At 44.0% G+C, this 22,451-nt stretch carries 18 protein-coding genes; 14 read left to right on the top strand and 4 right to left on the bottom strand.

Annotated elements, in window-relative coordinates; translation table 11 throughout:
- Positions 1-15: 15 nt before the first annotated feature.
- Entirely contained in the window at positions 16-339 is a 324-nt protein-coding gene (locus ACQCN2_RS02245; protein ID WP_426927256.1) for a hypothetical protein, read from the bottom strand.
- Positions 340-582: 243 nt separating this feature from the next.
- Here ACQCN2_RS02245 and ACQCN2_RS02250 point away from each other — a divergent pair, with 243 nt between their 5' ends.
- Positions 583-5,694: an Ig-like domain-containing protein gene (locus ACQCN2_RS02250; protein ID WP_426927257.1), complete on the top strand. Its 5,112-nt coding sequence runs from the start codon at positions 583-585 to the stop codon at positions 5,692-5,694.
- A 96-nt stretch (positions 5,695-5,790) separates the two neighbouring features.
- Here the strand turns inward: ACQCN2_RS02250 and ACQCN2_RS02255 are convergent, their stop codons facing one another.
- Genes ACQCN2_RS02255 through ACQCN2_RS02265 form a run of 3 tightly spaced genes read right to left on the bottom strand, consistent with a single transcriptional unit; the run spans position 5,791 to position 8,996 of the window.
- Positions 5,791-7,752: a hypothetical protein gene (locus ACQCN2_RS02255; protein ID WP_426927258.1), complete on the bottom strand. Its 1,962-nt coding sequence runs from the start codon at positions 7,750-7,752 to the stop codon at positions 5,791-5,793.
- 18 nt (positions 7,753-7,770) lie between these two features.
- The gene (locus ACQCN2_RS02260; protein ID WP_426927259.1) at positions 7,771-8,523 is read right to left on the bottom strand and encodes a PulJ/GspJ family protein; all 753 of its coding nucleotides are present in this window, start codon (positions 8,521-8,523) and stop codon (positions 7,771-7,773) included.
- Complete coding sequence (locus ACQCN2_RS02265; RefSeq protein ID WP_426927260.1) at positions 8,520-8,996, bottom strand: type IV pilus modification PilV family protein; 477 nt, start codon at positions 8,994-8,996, stop codon at positions 8,520-8,522. The genes ACQCN2_RS02260 and ACQCN2_RS02265 overlap by 4 nt, the downstream gene beginning before the upstream one ends.
- Before the next feature lie 273 nt (positions 8,997-9,269).
- Between ACQCN2_RS02265 and ACQCN2_RS02270 the strand changes: the two genes are divergently transcribed.
- From ACQCN2_RS02270 to ACQCN2_RS02330, 13 genes are all read left to right on the top strand, one after another.
- On the top strand, positions 9,270-10,259 hold the full coding sequence (locus tag ACQCN2_RS02270) for a hypothetical protein (RefSeq protein ID WP_426927261.1): 990 nt from the start codon (positions 9,270-9,272) through the stop codon (positions 10,257-10,259).
- 49 nt (positions 10,260-10,308) lie between these two features.
- Positions 10,309-11,934, top strand: a complete 1,626-nt coding sequence (locus ACQCN2_RS02275) for a VanW family protein (protein ID WP_426927262.1) — start codon at positions 10,309-10,311, stop codon at positions 11,932-11,934.
- A gap of 45 nt (positions 11,935-11,979) precedes the next feature.
- Entirely contained in the window at positions 11,980-13,638 is a 1,659-nt protein-coding gene (locus ACQCN2_RS02280) for a GspE/PulE family protein (protein WP_426927263.1), read from the top strand.
- Between the two features lie 12 nt (positions 13,639-13,650).
- Positions 13,651-14,700, top strand: coding sequence for a type IV pilus twitching motility protein PilT (locus ACQCN2_RS02285; RefSeq protein ID WP_426927264.1), 1,050 nt, complete (start codon positions 13,651-13,653; stop codon positions 14,698-14,700).
- A gap of 62 nt (positions 14,701-14,762) precedes the next feature.
- The gene (locus ACQCN2_RS02290; RefSeq protein WP_426927265.1) at positions 14,763-15,971 is read left to right on the top strand and encodes a type II secretion system F family protein; all 1,209 of its coding nucleotides are present in this window, start codon (positions 14,763-14,765) and stop codon (positions 15,969-15,971) included.
- Positions 15,972-15,993: 22 nt separating this feature from the next.
- Positions 15,994-16,557: a prepilin-type N-terminal cleavage/methylation domain-containing protein gene (locus ACQCN2_RS02295; protein ID WP_426927266.1), complete on the top strand. Its 564-nt coding sequence runs from the start codon at positions 15,994-15,996 to the stop codon at positions 16,555-16,557.
- An 88-nt stretch (positions 16,558-16,645) separates the two neighbouring features.
- Positions 16,646-17,413 (top strand): prepilin peptidase, encoded by a 768-nt coding sequence (locus ACQCN2_RS02300; RefSeq protein WP_426927267.1) that lies wholly within the window; start codon positions 16,646-16,648, stop codon positions 17,411-17,413.
- A 70-nt stretch (positions 17,414-17,483) separates the two neighbouring features.
- On the top strand, positions 17,484-18,557 hold the full coding sequence (pilM, locus tag ACQCN2_RS02305) for a type IV pilus biogenesis protein PilM (protein ID WP_426927268.1): 1,074 nt from the start codon (positions 17,484-17,486) through the stop codon (positions 18,555-18,557).
- Positions 18,554-19,138 carry a PilN domain-containing protein gene (locus tag ACQCN2_RS02310; RefSeq protein WP_426927269.1) on the top strand — a complete coding sequence of 195 codons (585 nt, stop codon included), beginning with the start codon at positions 18,554-18,556 and terminating at the stop codon, positions 19,136-19,138. The genes pilM and ACQCN2_RS02310 overlap by 4 nt, the downstream gene beginning before the upstream one ends.
- Positions 19,139-19,154: 16 nt before the next feature.
- Positions 19,155-19,862 carry a type 4a pilus biogenesis protein PilO gene (gene pilO, locus ACQCN2_RS02315; RefSeq protein ID WP_426927270.1) on the top strand — a complete coding sequence of 236 codons (708 nt, stop codon included), beginning with the start codon at positions 19,155-19,157 and terminating at the stop codon, positions 19,860-19,862.
- An 85-nt stretch (positions 19,863-19,947) separates the two neighbouring features.
- A complete protein-coding gene (locus tag ACQCN2_RS02320) occupies positions 19,948-21,372 on the top strand; it encodes a hypothetical protein (RefSeq protein ID WP_426927271.1) in 1,425 nt (474 codons plus the stop codon).
- 200 nt (positions 21,373-21,572) lie between these two features.
- Positions 21,573-21,815, top strand: coding sequence for a DUF4321 domain-containing protein (locus ACQCN2_RS02325; protein ID WP_426927272.1), 243 nt, complete (start codon positions 21,573-21,575; stop codon positions 21,813-21,815).
- Positions 21,816-21,828: 13 nt separating this feature from the next.
- The gene (locus ACQCN2_RS02330; RefSeq protein WP_426927273.1) at positions 21,829-22,413 is read left to right on the top strand and encodes a Maf family protein; all 585 of its coding nucleotides are present in this window, start codon (positions 21,829-21,831) and stop codon (positions 22,411-22,413) included.
- Positions 22,414-22,451 lie beyond the last annotated feature (38 nt).

The raw sequence follows: 22,451 nt of genomic DNA on the forward strand, positions 1-22,451 counted from the left end.
TGTAGGGCAATATGTCTACCTGGTATGCTCTTTAAGCTGATCAACTTCAGCTTCTATTTTTGCCAGCTGTATAGTCATCTTATCTTGCCGGCGTTCCATGATATCAAACTTTTGATTGATTTCCTTTACGTCCACTTTGATCTCCTTTACGTCCAAGGTAAGAACATCGACACGCTCGGTTAGAACATCGACATGCTCGGTCAGTGTATCGACTCGTTCGGTTAGGTTATCGACACGCTCGGTCAGAGTATCAATTTTATCGGGTACCGGAGCTAACTTTTCAGACATGATGTCTACACGTTCGATTAAAGCTTTTAGCATAAGCTTCATTTCTTCCATTAGCATCACTCCATCTCTTTCGTTACTCATATTTCTAGTTTAGCACATGATAGAGCCATCTTTCAGAAAAATCGTTTACGCAGAAATGTGAAAAAATGTTGCCATCTCGCCTAATTTTTGGACGAGTTTCTTATTTTCTGTGACGAAAATCATGGTACAATTGGAGTGGGTAAAAAGTAGTCCATTTTCGATCTGTATAGGTGTTGTATAAAAGATAGGGAAGTGGATTAAGGAGGGATGCAATTGCGGTATTGTAAGGTTTTCATCTATCAATTACTTATTTTACAATTAGTTCTTGGGACATGGTTTCCCAATCAAGCAGTATCAGCAAGTACTTCAAGTCAAACTGAACAAACTTCCCCGACTAAAATTCTTGAGATTACCGACAGCGGTGCTTCAGATCTTCAATCTAGTCTCGGTACTAATCACAATTATCAACTTACTACCTATAGTATGAAAAAATTCGTTGCATTGCGTGAAGAGCTGGACGGAAAGTACGATCTGATCTATATTGGTTCCAGTAATCGATCCCCTATGTACTCTACTGCAACTGCATCTCCGTACACAACGGACAGAAGCACCGCCCACGATACCACGCTCAAAATGAATGACATTACTCAGCTGAAAGCGAATGAGATCATCAACGACTTTATTAACAAAGGTCAACTGGTAGTCCTTGAGAATGACGTATTTTCTCAGTCCTCCAGTAACTTATATCAAAAATTTCAGACGTATCGTAACAATTCCAAACAGAACGTCAAGGTTGTTTCAAGTGTTAAGGATGCCGTAGAAGCAATCACCAATTCATCCGCTTACACGAGCAAACGACCGCGGTTTGAATTGACTGAATCGCCTATATCGTATCTGTCTAACCAGTCATACATATACAATGCTGGCGATCTGGTTAAATTCCAATACAATGTAAACAATTTAGCTTCATTTAACAGCAATCGATTAACGGCAAACTTATATTTTGACACGGATTACAATCACAAATATGAAACAGTCGAAATCATGAAATCAGCGCCTGTTTCAGGAAGTACTGGATCAATTAGTTACGTGCTCCCACCAGGTTTTTCGGGTCTTCGGTATTGGAAATTGGAAGTAGTAGATTCTGCAACGGGCTTGAAAGATTATCAGACAGGTATTTTGCGAATTCGCGATCATAAGGTAGCCGTTAAGGTTTTACAAGTAATGAAACCAGGGGTATCTAGTGAGCTCAGTGCAGATCCTTTAAGAATGAATCAAAGCTATCTTCATTCCGACGATTACGATATCACCATCGATATAGTGAATATGACCCAGTTTAACTCTTCCGTATATTCAACCATTAATGGAAAATATGACATGATCATTTTTGGATTTGCGGATGTGTACAACAATGCCAAAATTACAGATGATGCAGCCAAAGCTGTAGAGCAGTTCATTGCAACTGGACAGAGTGTCATGTTCACCCACGATACGATTTTTGAATCGGGGAACAACTGGGTGAAGTACTTCATGAATGATACAGGACAGTTGAATACCGAGAAGCACGATTTGGGCCTAGGGGCGCCTCAAACCTCTAAAACCACGTTAAAAGTGAACAGTGGTCTCATGAATCAGTTCCCGTTCTTGCTCAGTGATAAAGTTTCCATTGCCACTACGCATGACCAATATTATCGTCTTGATCTGGAAGATAGCTCGATTATCCCGTGGTACAACATTACGGGCGGGACACGGGATCCCAACGATAGCTGGTATCACTACTACACATATTCGAAGGGTAACGTGACCTATTCTGGTACAGGTCATACAAGCAATGCCTTTCCGGATGAAGAGCAGCGACTGTTTGTCAACACCATGTACCGAGCGTTCATTGGGTCGAATCACGCGCCTTTGGTAACGGTGTATACACCAACAGAATCAACCAAGATCAAGCAAGGTCAGAATATGGATGTGGTGTATCAAGTTCACGATTTGGATTTGAAGGATAATGTCTTAAAAACCAGGATTATTGTCAACGGTGTGGAAAAATACAACAATTCTACTGTCCACAATGGAGATGTTATTCAGCAAAGCATCCCGAACGTTACAGCAAACCCTGGAACAATCACTGTTCGGATTGAGGTTGAAGACAACAAAGGGGCCAAGGTGATTAAAGAAACCAAAGTGGAAGTAATCACTCCCGCAGCAACGAATTTGGGTTTAAGCAGAACCGTTGCACCTGTATCTGGGATAGTAGCACCTAACAGTGTTGCAACCTTGACCTATACCATTACACCGCAACCATTTGCAGCGTCAGATATCAGTACGATGACCGGATTGCGTCCATTCTCCTTGGAGGAAGGAACGTATACAATCGGTCAAGAGATTGTTTTGATGGACACGAAGGATCATGGTAACTTTGGAGCGGTCGCTTTCGATAAGAATGGGGCCAAAAATTTCAGGAATGATATTGAAACAGGTTACCAATATGAAATTAAGATCGGTGACCCCATTCAAACAGAGCCGGGTAATAAAGCCAATAGTGCCCAAACTCAAATTAAGGGATTGCAAGACAAAGTGATCTCAGTACCAATTGTTAGACAACTCAACGATAAATCCAACGGGCGCTATGATCTTGAAGTACGCGGCTTCGCGATTTTGAAGGTAACTGAAATAGATGACAATCTCCATATTCGAACTCAGTTACTTAGTTATCAAACCGCTTCGGTGTATAAAGTAGCCAATTTGGCGATAGCTGAGAAATTTCCGGCTAAAGTTGAACTGGCACAGATTCCAGCATCCTTTACCAAGAGCGGAACGATAGGAACTGGCTATACTTTAAACGGCAAATTAAGTGAAATCACGTATACCAAGAACGGTACCCAATACACGAGTCAACCGTTGACGTTTACTGTACAAGTGAATCCGACAGAGAATGGTGTTTATGTATTGGATCAGTCGAATGTCACGTTCACGGGATTGAACGGTTCTACGATTCGAGACCAATTTAATCCGATCACATTGCGTGCGGAAACAAGGGTAACTTCGATTCAAGTTAGCCCATCCTCTAAAACATTGAATGTGGGAGAGACGTTCAAGCTGATTTCAACTGTCACTCCTGATACGGCGAGTAATAAAGCGATAATCTGGACGAGCAGTAATCCATCTGTGGCAACTGTAGATGAGAATGGCATCGTGACAGGGATTACAGCGGGCAATGCCGTTATTACAGCTGCTTCCGCAGAGAATTCATCCATTAAAGCGACGAGCAACATTACCGTTAAAGTTCCTGTCACCAGTATTTCGCTTGATAAAACAGGAGTGGTACTTCGGGTAGGAGAGACAGATACGCTAACTGCTACCATTATGCCTGCCAATGCGACCAATAAAGATGTAGTATGGAGCTCTTCTGATTCCAGTATTTTATCCATCACGCCAAATGGACTTTCGTCAACCATACGTGCATTGAAATCTGGGGAAGCAACAATTACAGTAACGTCTGTAGATAGTCAACAAACCGCTACATGTAAGGTCACAGTAGAAGAGTCAGTTGATCAAGTACAAGTCTCACCAAACGAAAAGATTATCAACGTGGGAGAAAAGGTTCAATTGACGGCAACAGTTCTGCCTGTTAATTCAACGAACAAGAATGTAACTTGGAGCAGCGCAAATTCAACGATTGCCTCTGTTTCAAATACGGGCTTGGTAACTGGCCTGAAACCCGGGAAAGTAATTATCACCGCCACCAGTGCGGATGGCAAGAAAACGGGGCAAGCAACGATTACCGTGAAGCAGCCCGTTACAGGAGTGTCAATTGATCCAAGCACAATTACACTCGTAGTTGGTGACGATCCGAAGCACTTGACGGCAGTCATCCAGCCAGCTGATGCGACCAATCAAGACGTGAGCTGGTCGTCGAGTAATGATCAGGTTGTGACCGTTGACCAGAATGGAAATGTAACAGGAGTAAAAGCTGGAACTGCCACCATCACGGTTTCCACGGATGACGGTAATTTTAAAGCGACGTGCTCAGTCAAAGTCATAGATAAGACACTGTATGAGGTGTTCTATGATGTCAATGGAACAAAACCGGTTCCAAATGATAACACTTGGCTGGATCGTCCAGTATACGTCAAACTGACTTATTCTGATGAAACGAACAAAACCTATCGCGTAACGAACAGAGAGACGGGTGCTGTGGAAGAGAAAACCTACTCAGGACTGTTTCTCGTCGATAAAAATGGAATCAACGAAATTGAATACTATGAGAAACCAAGTTCTTCTAGCATGAAGCAGCAATTGATTAAACTGGATCTTATCAGCCTGGCGGTCACTATTACTGGTGGTACTGTGAATCAGACGGACCGGGTTGTAACGGATATCTCAATTACTGCTAAGGATTCCTCAGTAAAAGGGAATGGTTCCAGCGGTTTGGATTATATCCTTGTTTGGACGGATAACAATCCTCCTGCCAAATACAATCAATCAACCGTAATCTATAACACATCAGCAACAACTAACCTTAGTGTAACGGTTTATGCACAAGCGGTAAGTAAATCAGGGAAAGAGAGTCCAATAGCAACTCAGACCTATGTGTTTGATTCAAAGCCGCCAACAGTAACAATCGGTCCAGGTTTCATTCATCAACCAAACGGTGATCGTGGGGCCATTACGATTAAGACGAGTGTTACGGATGATGTAAGTGGCGTGTTGGATGTATCCTATCGTATTGAAAAGGCTGTTGTTTCTGGAGCAACGCTAAAATTCGAGAAAACCTCATTTAGCGGTTCCCTTCAGAGCAAAGATGGATACTGGTATGCAACCGAGGATGTAGGGACTGCACGGACTGCAGCCGGCTATTACAAAGTGATTATTACGGCGACAGATAAAGTTGGGAATAAGACCAAGCAGGTCGATGAACAATGGGACGTTTTCATGGTAAGCCCTGGATATACGCTTGCAGGAATTACGTATACCGTGCTTGGAACGAATGAAACAATTAATTCTAATCAGCCTATTCTTTCTGCGAAGCCAATTAAAGTATCTTTTGCAAAAGACAGTTCGACCAACTCAGCATTTAAGACCGCGATTGCTGATCAAGTAGCTGTTGTTCGAGTACTTGATGCAAAAAGTCGAAAAGATTTACTAAACAGCTTGGCGAACTTTGATCTGAAAGTGAGTTTGATTGAGTATTCGATTGTGAAGAAGGGGGAAGCGCCTAGCGTATGGAAACGGCTCCAAACCTCAGACATTGTCATTCAAAATGAGGGTGAATGGGAGATCTACTTTAGGGTAACCGACAACTATACCAATTGGGGAGCAAAGGCAGTTACAAATTCTCAAGTTTCACAACCTGTCCAAATTAAAACGAACTTGAAAAAGCTGTAAAAGATCAGAGTAAACGATAAAGCCCTTTGGATTTGAAGTCCAAAGGGCTCTGTTTTGGTTCAGTTTCAGATTTTGTTTTAGTCTTATTTTAATTTCTTAGGGAGAAGACTTTTTGGCAGTTTCAGCTGTTGGGTCATCGGCCTTGAAAGTATCCAGCTGATATTGTGTTACTTTCAGATGTCCTGTTTTAGCACTAGGGACCCCAGGTGGAGGATTTTCAAATAATTCTTTGTTGAACAGGACACTTAATCGAGCGGTATCAGGCTTCATTGCAGTGGTATCCTTAAAACTGACGGGTTTACTGTTCGTGTCTAAAGAAATTGTCCCTTTTATCGCGTTAAGCGTAATGTTTTGCTTGGAATAAATACCCCCCACTATTTGATAGTTGGAGCCTACTCCATACAAAACGATCCCAGTATCTGCTGGATCGTTTGGGGTGTTATCCAAATATTGACTGTAGATAAACGTATGTAGTTTTTGTGGCGTATCCTTACCCAAATTCAAATTGTATGCTTCTACCTTACCGCCGGCCAGAATGACCAGTGTATTTTCTCCCGGATCAAAATCGGCTTGTGCGTCATCCTCGGTAAACTGAACATTCCCTTTTACGAAGACAGTAGCATTCATTTTGAAATTTCCTTGAATCCTTAAGTTGCCGTTGACATAAATTTTACCTTTTAACATGGTCAAACGGTCAAAAACAGCGTTACCGTTAATAAAGATGATCGAGTCGTCTTTATTTGTGATGATTTCACCACTTAACGTTGCAGTTGCATACGAATCTTCTTGGTTAACGTTATTGTTTGAATCTGTATTTTTGGTATCTGAAGTCGAATCATTCTTTTGTGAAAGATTGCTTTTTCCGTCTACGTACATAGTGCCATTTAAGATTAATTGTGAAGTAGAGCTGGTCTCCATGTACATGGTTCCATCGATAAACAGATCACCTTTGGTTTCGACAGTAGAACCAGACTCTATCTTGACACCATCCTTAATCAGTAGATTGGTATCACAATCCGGACAGCTAACAGGAAGCGTTAACGGTGTGCCTGGAATTGAATCCCCCAGCTCTTTATAGCCTACTGGAGGATAGGCAGGCTTCTTGGTAGCGATAATTGTAGGAATATCATCAATATCCGAGGTGCCTAATGGATAGAACGCAGGTTTTTCCGTCAGATTGATGAACGGAGTCAAAGTGAAAACCTTGTACCATAAAGATTTGCTGCTGATGTCATGGATATTCGGGTCAAATGCTTCATAGGTTCCTGGCTCACTTGGTTTGTAAAAAAAACGAGACGTCTTGATGGCATTTTTGTCTGTTTCACTACCATTAAAGGGTATGCACAACTGTCCAATCATCGCAGGATATTGGCTTGGTGCTATTTGTTGTGAATCCGTTACTCCAAGATAGTAATTCGCATAGTTGTGAAAGTAGTAAGAGCTTGCAAACGTATCTCCCTCCACATAAGGAGAACCGTTCAAATGGATAGAGCCTGGTGTGGATAAAACATATCGAAATTCTTCGGGATAAGTGTTGATATAAGTGACTGCTTCAAGTGTTCGAGGCTCTTCCGCAAGGGAAGTTGATTTCCCGATGACACGTATCTCTACTTTATTTACATAGGGTTGATCTTCCTTGATGTCTCTGATCTTAGTAGTTCTGATCATGATCTGATAGGAACCGTTAATCCCGCTAGAAGTAACCGGAACAAGACCGTCCGTCACCCAAGCAGTAGCATTACCTGAAGTGTCTTTTACGGGTTGAGTGAAATTGTGGAAGTTTTCCTTCAATCGATTCATAAGATTAGACTGAATCTGAGCGTAGGTCGAGCCATCTTTTTGGGCATTGGCGTCATCGATGGTCTTCGATAACCTTGCCATCGCTTCATTCATACCCATTCTGGCGAAGTATTCCGCCTCTCCGCGTGTCTCCGTTTTTCGTACCTGATTAAGGCTTGTCATGACGACACTCAACAGATTTGTCCCAATGATTGTGAGAACGAGCATCACCATAATCGCAACGAGGGCAGCGTAGCCTTGTTCTTCTTTTACTCTCATCTTTCTGCCACCCCTTTGCTAGTTGATGCTGACGCGGCTACGGAATTCGAATGGAGCGGATTCCGTATTCATGTCGGCGTTGTACTCACATAATGTGAAGGTAATATCGATCATATGTTCAGTGTCATAGCCGTGCTTATAATTTAAGAGAAACCCGGAGCCGTTAGAATTGACACTCCCGCCTGTAAATGGACCAAGAATCGGAAATCTTGGATCGCTAATCTGTCGGGTTTCGTCAGGTGGTTTCCCTGAGCTGCTGCCATAATTCGTATCCAGAAAAGCGAGGTAAGTGCCTCGATCAGCGTTATAACGCTCTCTCATTAACTTATAATGCTGATGCGCTGGGGGGATAGCTGTACCATCTGGAACTATCGTATATAAATAACTAACACGAGTCTGATCTCTAGTTCCGCCATTCACAATCTGGGTCGTCCAAATTGCGCTGATAGGCATTTTGCTAGAATCAATAGAATCAGTAATTTCATTTGATTTGAATATTGTTTTCCCCGCATCAAAAAACGGCTTCACATCAATCACTTCGTCTACATTGCGTAGCGAGAGTAAGACGGAATTAACCAGAACATCCGCATTATTTAGGATGGTTGTCTGTTGGGTCACTTTATTTTTGAGGGAATAACCAGAGTGCAAGACTCCATAAAGCATGGTGATGACGGTTGAAAACAGGAAGAGACCTGCAAGTAGTTCTACGAGAGTTAAGCCCTCTTCATGTGTATGTATACGCTTATACAGCTGCCTGATCTTCTTCATCATCTGCGGATATCCTCCCTCGTTACGAAGGTTTCAACCGTTGAGGAAGTACGTTTGTTTGTAGCGTCATCCCAGAATACCGTAACCCTTGCCTTAAACATTCGATCGGAATAGGAAGATAGACGAGAGTCAGTTGCAAGTGAGACTAGCTCTACTTGGGAATGAAAAGTTGTGCCATTAATTTCTGAATCAGTCGGAATAGGCAGAGTAGGATCAGTAGAATCTCTCGTCACTGTTAAAGTACCGGAATTCAATTTGCCAAGGGTTGTTTGAAAGTCGACTTTTTCATATTGTACTGCAATCTGCCTAGCCAGATTAGCCGCTATCAACTTCCGATCCGAGGTTGCAGAAGTTTGCTCAGCCTGATAAAACATCTTCATAAAAAACAGAGAGAGAACAGAAATAATCAGAATAGATGCGATGATCTCAACGAGGGAGGAGCCTCTCTCTGAACGCCACTTTATGAAATCATTCATTTTTTACCTCCCTTTTCCTCACCAAACATAACCTCACCCAATATCTATGTAAGATTGAACATTCTCATATTTAGTATTGCTAGGACTATTGTATGATGAGATGATGGTAGATGAGAATAGCAAATACTACTAAATTGTGAATTTGGAGGATTTTTGTCACAATTTCCGGATTTTCTAGTTCGTGTTTGCTGTGATTTTATGTAAAATATAGTTTAGTAGAAGTTGAGATTGGAAGGTACATCCTTTTCAACGGAAAAAGGTAGGTGCCCAAGTATGATGCACGTCATCATTGGATTATTCATCAGTTTTTGCCTCGCAGCATTAGCAAGGAGACTGTGGCCAATAACAGTTGGCAGAAATAAAAAGTTCACTTCTACTATACTTCTAGCCTTTGCGACCGTCGCGCTTTATTTTTGGGTGACCGATGAGTATGGATTCCTTTATCCGACGTATGGACTAGGTCTTTTGGTCGTATGTGGATGTTTAATTGTTCTCTTCATGCTTCGACAACATCGTCAATATCTGGATGAGCAATCCGTTATTGTGGAGAGTTTAGAGGGACTTGTAGAAGAGGAAGTTCATAGGGAACTACCTGTTGAACACCAACAAGAAATGGTAGCTGAGAAAGTCGTAAGTGAGCTAATAGAGGAAAAGACTGATTCCAACGAAGAAGAACAGGGATGGAGTTATTCTAGTGATCAGGAAGCGATTGATGCCATGATCCAGGAGTTTTATCGACATACAGAACAGGACCATCCAACCCCCTCGCAAGTACAGTCAGGCACTCCATCGTCTGTCACAGAAGAAGAGATTGAAGAAATCGTCCAGTCTTTTATAAACCAAGAGAATCGGGAGCAAGGGAACCAATCGGCCCGTAATGCGAATACCAACCTGGAAGAGGACGAGCTTCTGCTGAGTGATTCGTGGCGACAGGCAGTATCTGAGCTGGACGAGGAGATTCTTGTCTCGGATTTGTCCAGCTTGCTACGTGAAGAGCTAGGAGCTTCTGTTGAGCAAATAGCTGTACAATCAACGAAGGATCCGACTAGACCAGAAACTAAAGGAGAAGCCTATCAGCCTCCTGTTCATCAAAATAGTCTAGCAAATGAAACCCCAAGCTCGATAGTTCTCAAAATGGAAGAGTTAGTCATCCCTGTGGAAATTCATCCACAACCATCGGTGAGCAACGAGAAACCGTCAGGGCAACTTTTTGAATTAAACGAGTTGCTGGACGTTGCTGTGAATGACCCAAAAAGCGGATGAAGTGCTCAAAAAAATTGTAATTGATGGATAGAAACCGAGGTGAAGGAAAATGAATTTTGCGCGTTCTTACATACCAGAAAAAGCATACATGCCAATCCTTTACCTCGTGATTGTCATCCTATCCATTGTACTAACTTTTAGTGTAGGAGAAATCGTCCAAAAAGTAATTTTGCCAACCACTTTATCCAAGGATGTGCAGCTGGGGGGACTATCTTTAGGCGGTCTTACACCAGCGGAAGCACATAAACGATTGCAACTATTGTTGAAGGCGGCAGAAACCAAACCGACTCGTCTGGTCATTGGAGAAAAAGAATGGACACTTACTGAGCAGGATTTGCACCTGACCTATGATCTGGAAGCAACCTATCAGTCTCTTCTTTATCATTCCAACCGAAGCCAGGGAATTCGCAAAATCTGGGACGAACTAATGGGCCAGCAGGTTGAATCAGTCGTTGAAATCAAGTATAGCTGGGATCAAAAAGCAGCCGTAAGCCTTTTGGAGAAGATCAAGCGAGAAGTGGATCAGCCAAGTGCCAATGCGCGTGTAGAGATTCAAGGGGATCAGGTGCATTTTACACCACACCAGGTTGGGAAAACGGTCCTCATCGAAGAATCTCTCAAGCAGATTGACAATTCCTTCGCCACTTTTCAGGCGGAGCGTACTGTTCCAATAACTGTAAAAGAGGAGCAACCATCAATTGTAAGTGACCAGTTACAACCGATTGATACCTTGTTAGGGGAAGCGACCACGGTCTTACCGAATGATTTTGAAACCGTCAGGAAGAATGTAATGAAGCTGGTGAATAAGCTGAATGGCATGATTATTCAACCAGAAGAGGAATTTTCTTTTGTACATAAAGCGGGGCCTTTTACAGGGAATCAGGAGTATTTGACACAAACAGACACTCATCCTCTGAACGAGCAAGGTGGGGTTCAGTTTGGAATTGGACAGACCGCTTCTACCTTGTACTGGGCGGCTTTACGCTCTAACCTTCAGGTGAATGAAAGACATCCGCATTTGCATCCTCAAGCCTATATCTCGCCAGGCCTGGATGCGGCTGTGTGGGATGAGAAGCTGGATTTACGTTTGCAGAATTCTTTCAAACAACCTGTATATGTGGATGCTCGTGTGAATGGTAACATGCTTTCGATTCGGTTCTATGGCAACCATGAGGATAAAAAGCAGCAGCAAATTGTGGTCACAACGCCGGAGAAGTTTCAACCGAAGACTGTGTACATGATTGATGGGAACCTGCAGACTGGTGAAAGTCGCGAGGGACAAGCAGGAGAGGAAGGTGTGCTTGTTGAGGTGTATCGGGCTGATCTTGTACCGCAAGCTCCTGCAAATCAACAGAACCTTTTAGGTAAAAAGGAAAACAAGATATTTTTGTCGAAGGACTACTATAGACCTACCTCTCGAGTTGTATATATAGGTCCTCCGCCTCAGTTAATTCAAAGTGGGAATAGCGGAGCGAATATCTTTGGAAACGATCAGGCAAATTCCGGTAACAGTTCAGGTGACACGGGAAGTAAGGACAATCAAGGCGGAAGTGGGTTCGCTGATGATCCGAACATGGCGCCAAGCAATTCATCTGCTCCACCTGACATACCATCTGAACAATCTACTCCTAACCATAGTGGAGCACCTGCGGATATTCCGGTGTTACAACCATAGCCTCGTGGTGGGCAAGTGAGAATATGACCGGAAGGAGGAGAGCCCATGATTCGTAAACGTCTTGGTGACTTACTGGTAGAAAGCGGTCTCATCACGGACGAAGAATTGCAAGAAGCCCTGCAAGAACAAAAGGTAAGTAAACAAAAACTGGGTGATGTCCTGCTTCAACAGGGATATATCACAGAAAATCAGCTGATAGAAGTGTTGGAGTTTCAACTGGGAATCCCTCACGTCAGCCTTTTCAAATACAAGTTTGATCAATCCTTAACCAGTGTCATCAATGAATCAATGGCGAAGCGCTATCAGTGTATTCCGCTCAAAAAAGACGGGAATAAACTCATGGTAGCCATGGTCGATCCACTGGATTACTTCGCGATTGATGATTTACGGATGTCTACCGGATTTCAGATTGAACCAGCGATCGCTTCAAAGGATGAGATTCAACGTTCCATCATCCGCTACTATAGCGTAACTGAATCCATTTCTGAACTAATGGAGGATCTGGTAGAAGATCAGGCCACGATGGAGACAGAACTTGTCGACGAGGATTCTCCGATCGTTCGACTGGTCAATCAATTGATTCAGCAAGCTGTTCAGACGAGAGCAAGTGATATTCACTTCGATCCTCAGGAGGATTCTCTTCGAGTACGGTTTCGGGTGGATGGTGTACTTCGGACAGAGCGTACTTTGCCGAGACACATGATCGGAATTGTGAGCGCCCGACTCAAAATCATGGCCAACCTCAACATCGCCGAACGGCGTATCCCCCAAGATGGCCGGATGAAGATCGAGTTTAACCATCGGGAAATTGATATTCGCGTCTCTACTCTCCCGATTGTTTATGGAGAGAAAGTAGTGCTTCGTCTGCTTGATCTGTCGACAGCGATTAATGATGTGGACAAGCTGAGTTTTAATAAGCGCAACCTTCAGTGGTTCAAACGAATGTTGGATAACCCGAATGGCATGGTGCTCATTACAGGACCAACAGGAAGTGGTAAATCGTCGACACTGTATGCTGGACTGAACTATCTGAATTCAGACGACGTTAACATTATTACGGTTGAAGACCCGGTGGAATATCAGTTGGACGGAATTAATCAGGTACAGGTCAATACAGCCGCTGGTTTAACCTTCGCTAAGGGATTGCGTTCCATTTTGCGGCAAGACCCGGACATTGTGATGGTAGGGGAGATTCGTGATATAGAGACTGCCGAGATTGCCATTCGAGCCTCCCTGACTGGTCACCTCGTGCTTAGCACTCTTCATACCAATGATGCGGTAAGCACCATTACACGTTTGGTTGATATGGGTATTCATCCGTTTCTAATAGCTTCAGCATTGACGGGAGTCGTGTCTCAACGGCTGGTAAGGCGTGTATGTAATGAGTGCAAAAAAGAGGTGCATCCTACAGAGTACGAACGAACCTTGCTTGAACGTCGAGGGCTGAAGGTAGAGAAGTTGGTTAAGGGCGAGGGATGCGGTAATTGCAATATGACAGGTTTTCGTGGACGTATTGCGATCCAGGAAGTTCTGTTGATAGATGATAGCTTGCGTCGGATGATTTTGGAGAATCGCCCAGCGCGTGAATACCGCGTCCATGCAGTGAAAAACGGGATGATTCTTCTCATGGATGACGGTTTGTTAAAAGTGTTGCAGGGACAAACCACGATTGATGAAGTATTGCGTGTGGCGGTAAATGATTAGGGGGGCGGTTAGATGGAAGAGCAATCACTTGATATTATCCACTTGTTAAAATTGGCATTCTCTTCACATGCTTCTGACCTTCACATAACCGTCGGAGCCCCACCGATCTTCCGTGTAGACGGAGATTTGAAGAGATATGGACAGACGCTGTTAACTCCGGCAAATACGGAGCAGATGGCAAAAACGTTGATAAAGCCGGATCAATACGAACACTTTATCGAGCGGGGAGAGCTGGACTTTTCCTATGGAGTGCCGGGCGTCAGTCGCTTTCGGATTAATGCCTATATGCAGCGTTCTTGCATCGGCCTCGTCGCGAGGGTCATTCCGACGACCATCCCTACTCTGGAATCGCTCCGTATGCCAGAGATGCTGACCAGATTTGCTGAGAAGCCCCAGGGATTGCTGCTCGTTACAGGGCCTACAGGCAGCGGGAAGTCAACGACTCTAGCGGCTGTGATCGACTTTATTAATCGCAATATGTCTCGCCATATCATCACGCTCGAAGACCCGATTGAGTATTTGCATCGCCATGGACGATCGATTATCAATCAGCGTGAGGTAGGCTTTGACACCAATAATTTTGCCAATGGGCTACGAGCTGCCCTGCGACAAGACCCAGATGTCATTCTCGTCGGAGAGATGCGTGACCTGGAGACCATACATACGGCAATTACCGCGGCAGAAACAGGACATCTTGTATTAGCTACCTTACATACTTCGGATGCTGCTCAGACGATTGATCGAATAATCGACGTGTTTCCGGCACATCAACAACCGCAAATCCGCATACAGCTGGCAGCCGTTTTGGTGGGAGTCGTTTCTCAGCGGCTTTTCCCCAAAGCAGAGGGACGAGGCAGGGTAGCTGCCACAGAGATCCTTGTAAACACCCCAGCTGTGTCCAACTTGATTCGTCAGGAAAAAGTGCATCAGATCAAGAGCGTCATGCAGACAGGCAAAGCATCCGGCATGCACACACTGGAAATGTCCATCACGGAACTCATGCAACAGGGACTGATCTCGCCAGAAAAAGCCAAGCTTTACTTGGGAGATGCGGACCTATAATTTTTGTTTGAAGAAAATGGCAGTTCGCTCGATTGCTTCAAACTGGAAAGGAGAGTGATAGAATGCCCAACTATGCCTACCAAGTCATAGATGAACGCGGCAAGCTTCAGAAGGGAATGCTGGGCGCTTCGAACAAATCACAAGCTATAGCGGAATTGAAGAAGAAGGGGTATGTGGTCAAGACCATTGAGGAGAAGCAGAAATCCGTTTGGCAGATGGAGATCACACTTGGGAAGCCAGTCAAGATGGAAGATTTCGTCGTCTACCTCCGACAGTTTGCCACTTTGATTCGAGCAGGGGTATCCATTGTGGACGCTACCCAAATCTTGAGTAACCAATCCGACAGCAAGGCGCTTCGGCAGGTACTGGTTGAAGTAACGGATAAGCTGCGCAAAGGTTTGGCTTTATCCTCAGCCGTAGGAGACTATCCCAAGATTTTTCCGGCGATTTTCATCAACATGGTGAAGGCTGGTGAAACAGCGGGGAATTTGGACGAGGTGCTGGATAAGCTGGCTCATCAATTTGAGAAAGACTACTTCACAGTCGAGAAGGTGAAATCAGCGATGACGTACCCGATTGTGGTAGGAATCGTCGCACTGATCTCCATTTCCTTCTTATTAACCAATGTTGTACCGAAATTCGCAGGAATGCTGATTCAAGCGGGTACAGAGGTGCCAGCGCTGACACAATTCGTGATGAATCTAAGCAACAGCTTGGTATCACACTGGTATATCTGGATATTAGGAATTTTGGCAATTATACTATCGTTTCGATTGATTCTCCGTACAGATAAAGGCAGATATGCCATGGATTACTTCAAGCTGAGGATGCCTATCTTCGGGGTCTTGTTCCGCAAAGCGGCAATCGCCCGATTCACCCGTACGCTTGGATCATTGTTTCATAGCTCAGTCCCTGTACTTCAAGCCTTGACTGTTGTCGAAAAAGTCATAGGGAACGCGGTGATTGCCCAGATCATCAACGAATCAAAAGATAGCCTGCGAGCAGGACATTCCCTCTCGGAACCTCTCCGTAAATCTTGGGTGTTCCCACCATTGGTCACCCAAATGATCGCCATTGGGGAAGAGACAGGGGCGTTGGATCACATGCTCAATAAAATTGCGGATTTCTATGAAGCGGATGTGGACAACACCGTAGACAAACTCAAATCACTGATTGAACCATTGCTGCTCATAGTCGTCGCATCGATCGTCGGTACGATTATTGCCTCGATTATGCTGCCAATGTTCAAAATTTACGAGACTATTCACTAAGAGAGAGAAAGGGAGAAGTAGAATGAAAAAATGGTTAATGAGAGTATTTAACGTAAAAGACGAGAAAGGCTTGACGCTGATCGAATTATTGGCGGTTATTGTTATTCTTGGGATTATTGCGGCGATTGCGATTCCGGCGATTACGGGGATTACGAATAATACGAAAAAAGAAGCGCATAAGGCGAATGCTCATCAAATGGTAGAGGCTGCGAAACAAATGGTGGCAATAAACGGGTTTAAGAAAGATTTAACAGATACTTGGGAGGGTTTCAAGGTAGATGATAAAGGTGCATTTAAAGATTCAAAGGATTTTTCTGCTTCCACTACCCATCCAGTAATGAAAATTACCCTTAAAGATTTAATTGATGCGAAATATTTTACTGATATTAAAAACCCTGAAAAAGATTCAGTTTATGCTAATGCTTCGTCTGGGGCAGATGCCGAGAAAAACGTTGTTTATGTTTATGACAATAATGGTTCCTATCTTTATTTTGTGAAATTAGAAGGTGAAGTTGGTGCAAGTTCCTTTAATAAATGGAATAGTCCACTTTTAGAATCAGATATCGATAAGTTAAATCTTAAATAAATATATTTTATAGACACGACACACGTAGTGTCGTGTCCTTTTTCATAATGATTCCATAATGTTAACTTTAAAACCGAAAGGAGCCACCATGCCACCACTAGATATCTTTTTCTACCCCTTCTTCTTCATCCTGGGCCTCATGTTCGGCTCCTTTTACAATGTAGTCGGTTTGCGCATCCCCAAGAAAGAATCGATCATCTCACCACCATCGCATTGCCCGCATTGCAATCGACAGCTTAATTCGCTTGATTTGATCCCGCTTATCGGCTTTCTTGCGCGAAAAGGAAAATGTGCTTCTTGCAAAGAACCTATAGCTGTTTTGTATGTTTTAATAGAAGCTTTTACAGGATTCTTGTTTCTACTAAGCTACCATCAGTTAAAAGGAGACTGGCTAGAACTGATCGTTGCGCTCCTGTTTATATCGATGTGTGTCATTGTAACGGTGAGTGATCTGGCGTATACGCTGATTCCCAATAAGGTGCTGCTATTCTTCTTGCCGTTGCTGTTTATTGCGCGAGTGCTCTCACATCCTTTGCCGCTTACCGAATATGCGATTGGGGCCATAGCGGGTTTTGGAGTGTTTTTTCTCGTTGCAGTGATGAAGCCTGGGGCAATGGGGATGGGAGATGTAAAGCTGTTTGCCTTGATTGGTTGGATCATTGGATGGCAGTTGATCCTGATTGCTCTCTTTTTCGCGTCATTGATGGGGCTGATCGCTGGACTTAATCTCATCCGAAAAGGTAAAGCAACGATGAAGGCAGCCATTCCATTCGGACCGTTTCTCAGTGCGGGATCGATTCTTGCTTACTTCTGGGGCGCTAAATTACTAGAGAGTTATTTTTCCCTGTTCTACTAGAACGTAACACGGGATAACCATTCACTGTTGTGATGTTACTACATACTTTACAGACCAAGTTGAGGTGATAATGATGTTTGGTCGCTTATTCCCTACAAAAAAGAATAAATGGCGACTTGGTCTTCAATTTCTTCCGTATGCCATTCGCTTGGTTGAAGCGCGTGGAACCGAACAGATGGAAGTGCGGAAGTCTGCTACGATTCCAATCGATGCTGGGATGATAGACAATAGCCGAATCACCAATACGGAGTGGCTCGGGTTTGAGTTAGAGAAGAAAGTAAAGGAGTGGGGGGCAAAAGGGAGGGAAGTGATCCTGTCTATTCCTCTTCCCATCGTCGTCATTCGTCGCATATCGATTGTGAAGGTAGCGGAGAAAGATATCCGTCCGTTGCTTGAAATCGAGATGGAGAATACGCTTCATCTACCGTTTCAAGACCCGATTTTTGACTATATCATCTTAACTGAGGAGCAGAGTGCATATTCTCAAGTGGCGGCTGCAGCCGAAATACCCACTGAAGAAGAGAAACAGCATGAGAAATTGAATTTGCTCATCGTAGCGGCTCCACGTGACGTGGTAGAGAAATATGTGGAAACCGTACGCAAAGCAGGGCTTAAACCTGTCGCTGTCGATATTGAACCGCTTGCCCTCCACCGAAGCTTGATAGGCGAATTTCCTCAAGCGAATGATGTGGGTGTCCTGCAATTGCATGTGACATTGACGGGGATTGATGCTGCGATCTTCTCTGATGGGGTGCCAGAATTCGTTCGATATATTCTACTGCCTGTGCCGTTTTACCAAGAGAGTCATATTGAAGAAGTGATAGCGTTAACTGATCAGGCGAGTAATCACATGGAAGCTACTGGTCAGTTTAGTGGCTATATGAACGATATGTTTGCCGAAGTTAATCGGATCATGAACTTCTATCAATATACCATGCATGATGGCAAGCAAAGAATCGAACAGGTGATTGTCACGGGAGAATTCGGGGATATTCGGAAACTGGCGAACTATTTGCAAGAGCGCTTGAGTGTCCCCGTGTTAACTCCGCAGGGAGAAACAATTCAAGCTCCCGACCCTACGTTCAACCTTAATCCGTATCGTATCGCCATCGGATTGGCTACGAAGGATGTGAACAACACATGAGTATCAATATTAACCTTCTGCCCAAAACAAAGCCGAAGCTCCGGCAGATTCCGGCCATATTGATCGCGGGTATGGTTGTTATTGCCCTTGGAGGTTATTATCTCTATCACGATTACACGCAAGCCGTAAACGAAAAGCAGCGAGTAGAACAAGCAATTACTGAGGTGAAAAAACAAAAAGATCAGCTTACCCAAGAAATAGCCAAGATTAATCGTCAATCTGCTGATCAGCCTGATATATCCCGGTACTTGAAACTCCCTGAAGCGATCAGGAATTCGTCGGTAAATACTGATTTTTTACTCGATCAGCTGTCCAAGACGCTTCCAAAGGGTGGGATTATCAATTCTGTAGAATTCCAGGTACCTGACAAGGTAAAAGTAAGCGGGAGGTTTTCTTCTATTGAAGAGGCCGTTGCTTTTTTAGAGGCGATCAAGGCAAATCCAGTCTTTCGTATAGAGAAGGTAGGCTCTGTCGGAAAGCTCAAGCAAGAAGCGTCAGAGGGACTCTTAACGGACGAAGGGATGGCCGCTTCGGTTTATACCATTTCGGCAGAATTGATTATTCAGCGTAATACGCCGTGAAAGGGAGGAACAATTGATGACGATCAATCGACAAACCGTTTTGCTAGTGATCATGTTCCTTTTTTTGCTAGGAGGCGGATTCTATTATTTTTTCACGATTCCGTTACACAAGGAAACCGATCAATTGGAGCAGACACTGGCTCAAGAAAAGACTCTTTTAACCAAGCTTCAAGAGGCGACTACAGTGAAAGAGGAAAAGAAAAATGTAGCGTTCCCATCAGATTACCAGGCGTCCATACCTGAAGCGCCGTATTTGGAGCAGGTAATGTTGGACATGACCCGATTAGAGACGATTAGCGGCGTAGAGATGGAAGGGATTGGCTTGAGCGATCAGGATCAAGACAACCAAACGGGCGGAAACTCCGCAACTTCCGCCAAGGAGATCTCCTTTCCGCCAATTGGAGAAACCAAGTCTGAGCAGGCTCCTTTTATAGGAGTAAAGGGTGTCTCTATCTCAACGAAAATCAAGGGATCCTATGAACAAGTACACCGATTCTTTACCGAACTGTCTTCCTTGCCGCGTTTGATGCGTGTAGAATCTGCGAAACTCTCTGGCGGTAACGGTAATTTTATATTTTTTAACCCGCCAAACGATGAGAATAAACAAATTTCCGTTGAAGTAACAATAGCAGCCTACTATGTGCCAGCGCTGAAGTCATTTTTTAAGCATGAGTTGCCAATTATTGTTCCATCACCAGACAATCGGACTAATCCTTTCTATTAAATCTAGTAAAACAATCTGTCATAACCTCCAACCTGATTTCGTATGCTAGTATTACTAGTTTTGCGGGAGCGAGGAGGTTTTTTGTTTGGAAGCGAAAAAGTCAAACCAAATCAGTATCAAGCTAAACGGAAGCCATATGGTCAAAAGAGAGTCACGTACAACTCAACAAGCGAAAGCTGACAGATTGACAAGCGAGAGCGAGCAGCCGCCTGTCCAAAGAATCAAGCCGAATCTAAGCCGTCCAGAGGTGGTTACAATTGATCCAGATGAAGACGCTCTGTCCAGGTTAAACGAACTGCGGCAACGAACGCAAACACGAGGATCGTATCCCCAGAGTGAGTCTGCGAGTAAGACAAGTCATCCCATCACGGATGAAATCTTAGATGATTCGAGCGTCGATTTGAACAACGGCTCTCTGTATGATGCTGATCATCTTGCGGAAGAATCGATCGAACAGATCAGCTTTCATCAAGGCCCGATTATCGAACTCGATGAACCTTCATCTGAACCGGCACCTCGCTTTCTGCCGCGAATGTTTCAAAGCGGATTATCCCGGCGAGCACTGCCACCATTTACCCGATCAGACTGGTTTCGGATGATGATTTCCTCAATTGGAGCTGTCTCCTTGGGACTAATATTTGGGTTCGGGGTCTTGATGGTATTCAAGCAAGAACAGATTCCACAGTCGTATAAATCCGTGTTGGGAGGAACTTTGCAGCTTCCATCCGACCAATCAGCGGACAGTCCGACCCAGACGGATCACAATGAAAGTTCTGCCTCGACAGCGAACACGGCACTTCAGGGTGGACAAGGAGCTTTGGCACAAGCAGCGGTAAGCGCGAATCTTGCTCTGCCGGAACAGAAGCTGTTTCTTGCCCAAGCAGGTGTTTTTAGTGACGCAGCCTCAGCCCAACCTGTTATAGATACGCTATCCAAGCAGGGATTCCCTCATTTTCTCTATCCGATGGACGGTAAGCAGCATTTATTTGTCGCCATGGCACCAACGCGAGATGAGATACTGGGGATTGCCGATTTTTTGAAAAATAACCATTTGGATATTTATGTGAAAGAAGTGGTGATTCCAGCGTTGGAACAAGAAGTTCAGGTCTCCAAGTCACTGGTCAATGCCGACCCGAAAGCGAGCAGTCATAATCAGGTGGAAACTTTTCTGGTGAATGGTTTCGAGGTGGTAAAGAGTCTATCTGCCCATTCTAGCAAGGTGTTGAACCAGGAATCGTCCGCGCAACCCATCTCAGCGGATGAAGAAAATCAATTGAGAGAACTCCATCGCAAGTTCGTCGATCAAGGGAGAGTAGTACTGACGGGTGTTCCGGCCGAATGGCAGCCTTATTTTAAAAATATGACAGACGGGTTGAATCAAGCGATAACAGCCATGAACGAGTTGAAATCCTCCAATTCCAAGTCTTATGCGTGGCAAACACAGAATGGCGTTTTTCAATATATAGCGAATTATGTGGAATGGTCTAATCAGATAAAGGAAAAGCGTTAAATCAAATGCTATGCTCGTTTTTTATTTGTTTCAGGACAGTCTTCCAGCAAATTCTAACTTGCAGGCAAGGCTGTCTTTTTGTACTATCAGGTAGTATAAAAATACGAAGGAAACATTGTCTCTTATGCTCCCTTTTGTTACACTGAATGCTGGTAACTGTTATTTGAGTGTGATGACAAGGGATATGAGGAAGAGGCTGGATGAGAGATAATAAGACCATCACGTTAATTGTGCTTTTGATTGCAGGTGTACTATTTGGAAGTCTAGTGGGAGAAATACTTGGAACGTATTTACCCTTTCTCAAAGTGTATAAACTCATCTCTTGGACTCCATCCGCAGATTTGAATATTTTGAAGTACGATTTGAATATTCAGGTCAAACTAAATCTAGCGGGCATTGGAGGCATCGCCCTCGCATTCTGGATTTATCGGAAAATGAAATAGGCAGGAGATACATATGCAAACAATAAGGAATCTAGTGTTGGCTTCATCATCGCCGAGAAGACGAGAACTTCTTTCTACTCTTGGTCTTTCTTTCTCAATCGCGGTAAGCGACGTGGATGAGACAACTCCTTCGAATTACACACCGACTGAGATTGTAGAATCTTTGGCGGTACGCAAGGCTGAAAAAATTGCCGGGGAAATGACGAATGCCCTTGTTCTTGGCTCTGATACGATTGTGGTATTGGAAACCCAAGTACTAGGCAAGCCCAAGGATGAAGCAGATGCTTTTCGCATGCTGACGATGTTGCAAGGGCGGGAACACACCGTTTACAGCGGAGTAGCAATTGTTGATGCCAAGACCAATCGTCAGGAAGTTTCCTCAAGCTCTACCAAGGTTAAGATTCGTCCCTTGCTTCCTGAAGAGATTGAAGCTTACATCAAAACTGGTGAGCCAATGGACAAGGCTGGATCATACGCCATTCAAGGCATAGGCGCTACGATTGTAGAAGGAATCGAGGGAGATTATTTTACGGTTGTAGGCTTGCCGCTTTTACTTACGGCACAATTGCTTAAACGCTTTGATGTAAAGGTGTTGTAAAAAAGCGCACACGATTGCTGACATCATTCGTTCGTTCC

The sequence above is a fragment of the Brevibacillus ginsengisoli genome, assembly GCF_050113715.1.
GTDB lineage: Bacteria > Bacillota > Bacilli > Brevibacillales > Brevibacillaceae > Brevibacillus_H > Brevibacillus_H ginsengisoli.

What these genes read in the sequence shown, in the direction of transcription:
- ACQCN2_RS02245 (WP_426927256.1), bottom strand. Translation starts at nt 339, where the DNA reads ATGGAAGAAATGAAGCTTATGCTAAAAGCTTTAATCGAACGTGTAGAC.
- ACQCN2_RS02255 (WP_426927258.1), bottom strand. Translation starts at nt 7,752, where the DNA reads ATGAGAGTAAAAGAAGAACAAGGCTACGCTGCCCTCGTTGCGATTATG.
- ACQCN2_RS02260 (WP_426927259.1), bottom strand. Translation starts at nt 8,523, where the DNA reads ATGATGAAGAAGATCAGGCAGCTGTATAAGCGTATACATACACATGAA.
- ACQCN2_RS02265 (WP_426927260.1), bottom strand. Translation starts at nt 8,996, where the DNA reads ATGAATGATTTCATAAAGTGGCGTTCAGAGAGAGGCTCCTCCCTCGTT.
- ACQCN2_RS02270 (WP_426927261.1), top strand. Translation starts at nt 9,270, where the DNA reads ATGATGCACGTCATCATTGGATTATTCATCAGTTTTTGCCTCGCAGCA.
- ACQCN2_RS02275 (WP_426927262.1), top strand. Translation starts at nt 10,309, where the DNA reads ATGAATTTTGCGCGTTCTTACATACCAGAAAAAGCATACATGCCAATC.
- ACQCN2_RS02280 (WP_426927263.1), top strand. Translation starts at nt 11,980, where the DNA reads ATGATTCGTAAACGTCTTGGTGACTTACTGGTAGAAAGCGGTCTCATC.
- ACQCN2_RS02285 (WP_426927264.1), top strand. Translation starts at nt 13,651, where the DNA reads ATGGAAGAGCAATCACTTGATATTATCCACTTGTTAAAATTGGCATTC.
- ACQCN2_RS02290 (WP_426927265.1), top strand. Translation starts at nt 14,763, where the DNA reads ATGCCCAACTATGCCTACCAAGTCATAGATGAACGCGGCAAGCTTCAG.
- ACQCN2_RS02295 (WP_426927266.1), top strand. Translation starts at nt 15,994, where the DNA reads ATGAAAAAATGGTTAATGAGAGTATTTAACGTAAAAGACGAGAAAGGC.
- ACQCN2_RS02300 (WP_426927267.1), top strand. Translation starts at nt 16,646, where the DNA reads ATGCCACCACTAGATATCTTTTTCTACCCCTTCTTCTTCATCCTGGGC.
- pilM (WP_426927268.1), top strand. Translation starts at nt 17,484, where the DNA reads ATGATGTTTGGTCGCTTATTCCCTACAAAAAAGAATAAATGGCGACTT.
- ACQCN2_RS02310 (WP_426927269.1), top strand. Translation starts at nt 18,554, where the DNA reads ATGAGTATCAATATTAACCTTCTGCCCAAAACAAAGCCGAAGCTCCGG.
- pilO (WP_426927270.1), top strand. Translation starts at nt 19,155, where the DNA reads ATGACGATCAATCGACAAACCGTTTTGCTAGTGATCATGTTCCTTTTT.
- ACQCN2_RS02325 (WP_426927272.1), top strand. Translation starts at nt 21,573, where the DNA reads ATGAGAGATAATAAGACCATCACGTTAATTGTGCTTTTGATTGCAGGT.
- ACQCN2_RS02330 (WP_426927273.1), top strand. Translation starts at nt 21,829, where the DNA reads ATGCAAACAATAAGGAATCTAGTGTTGGCTTCATCATCGCCGAGAAGA.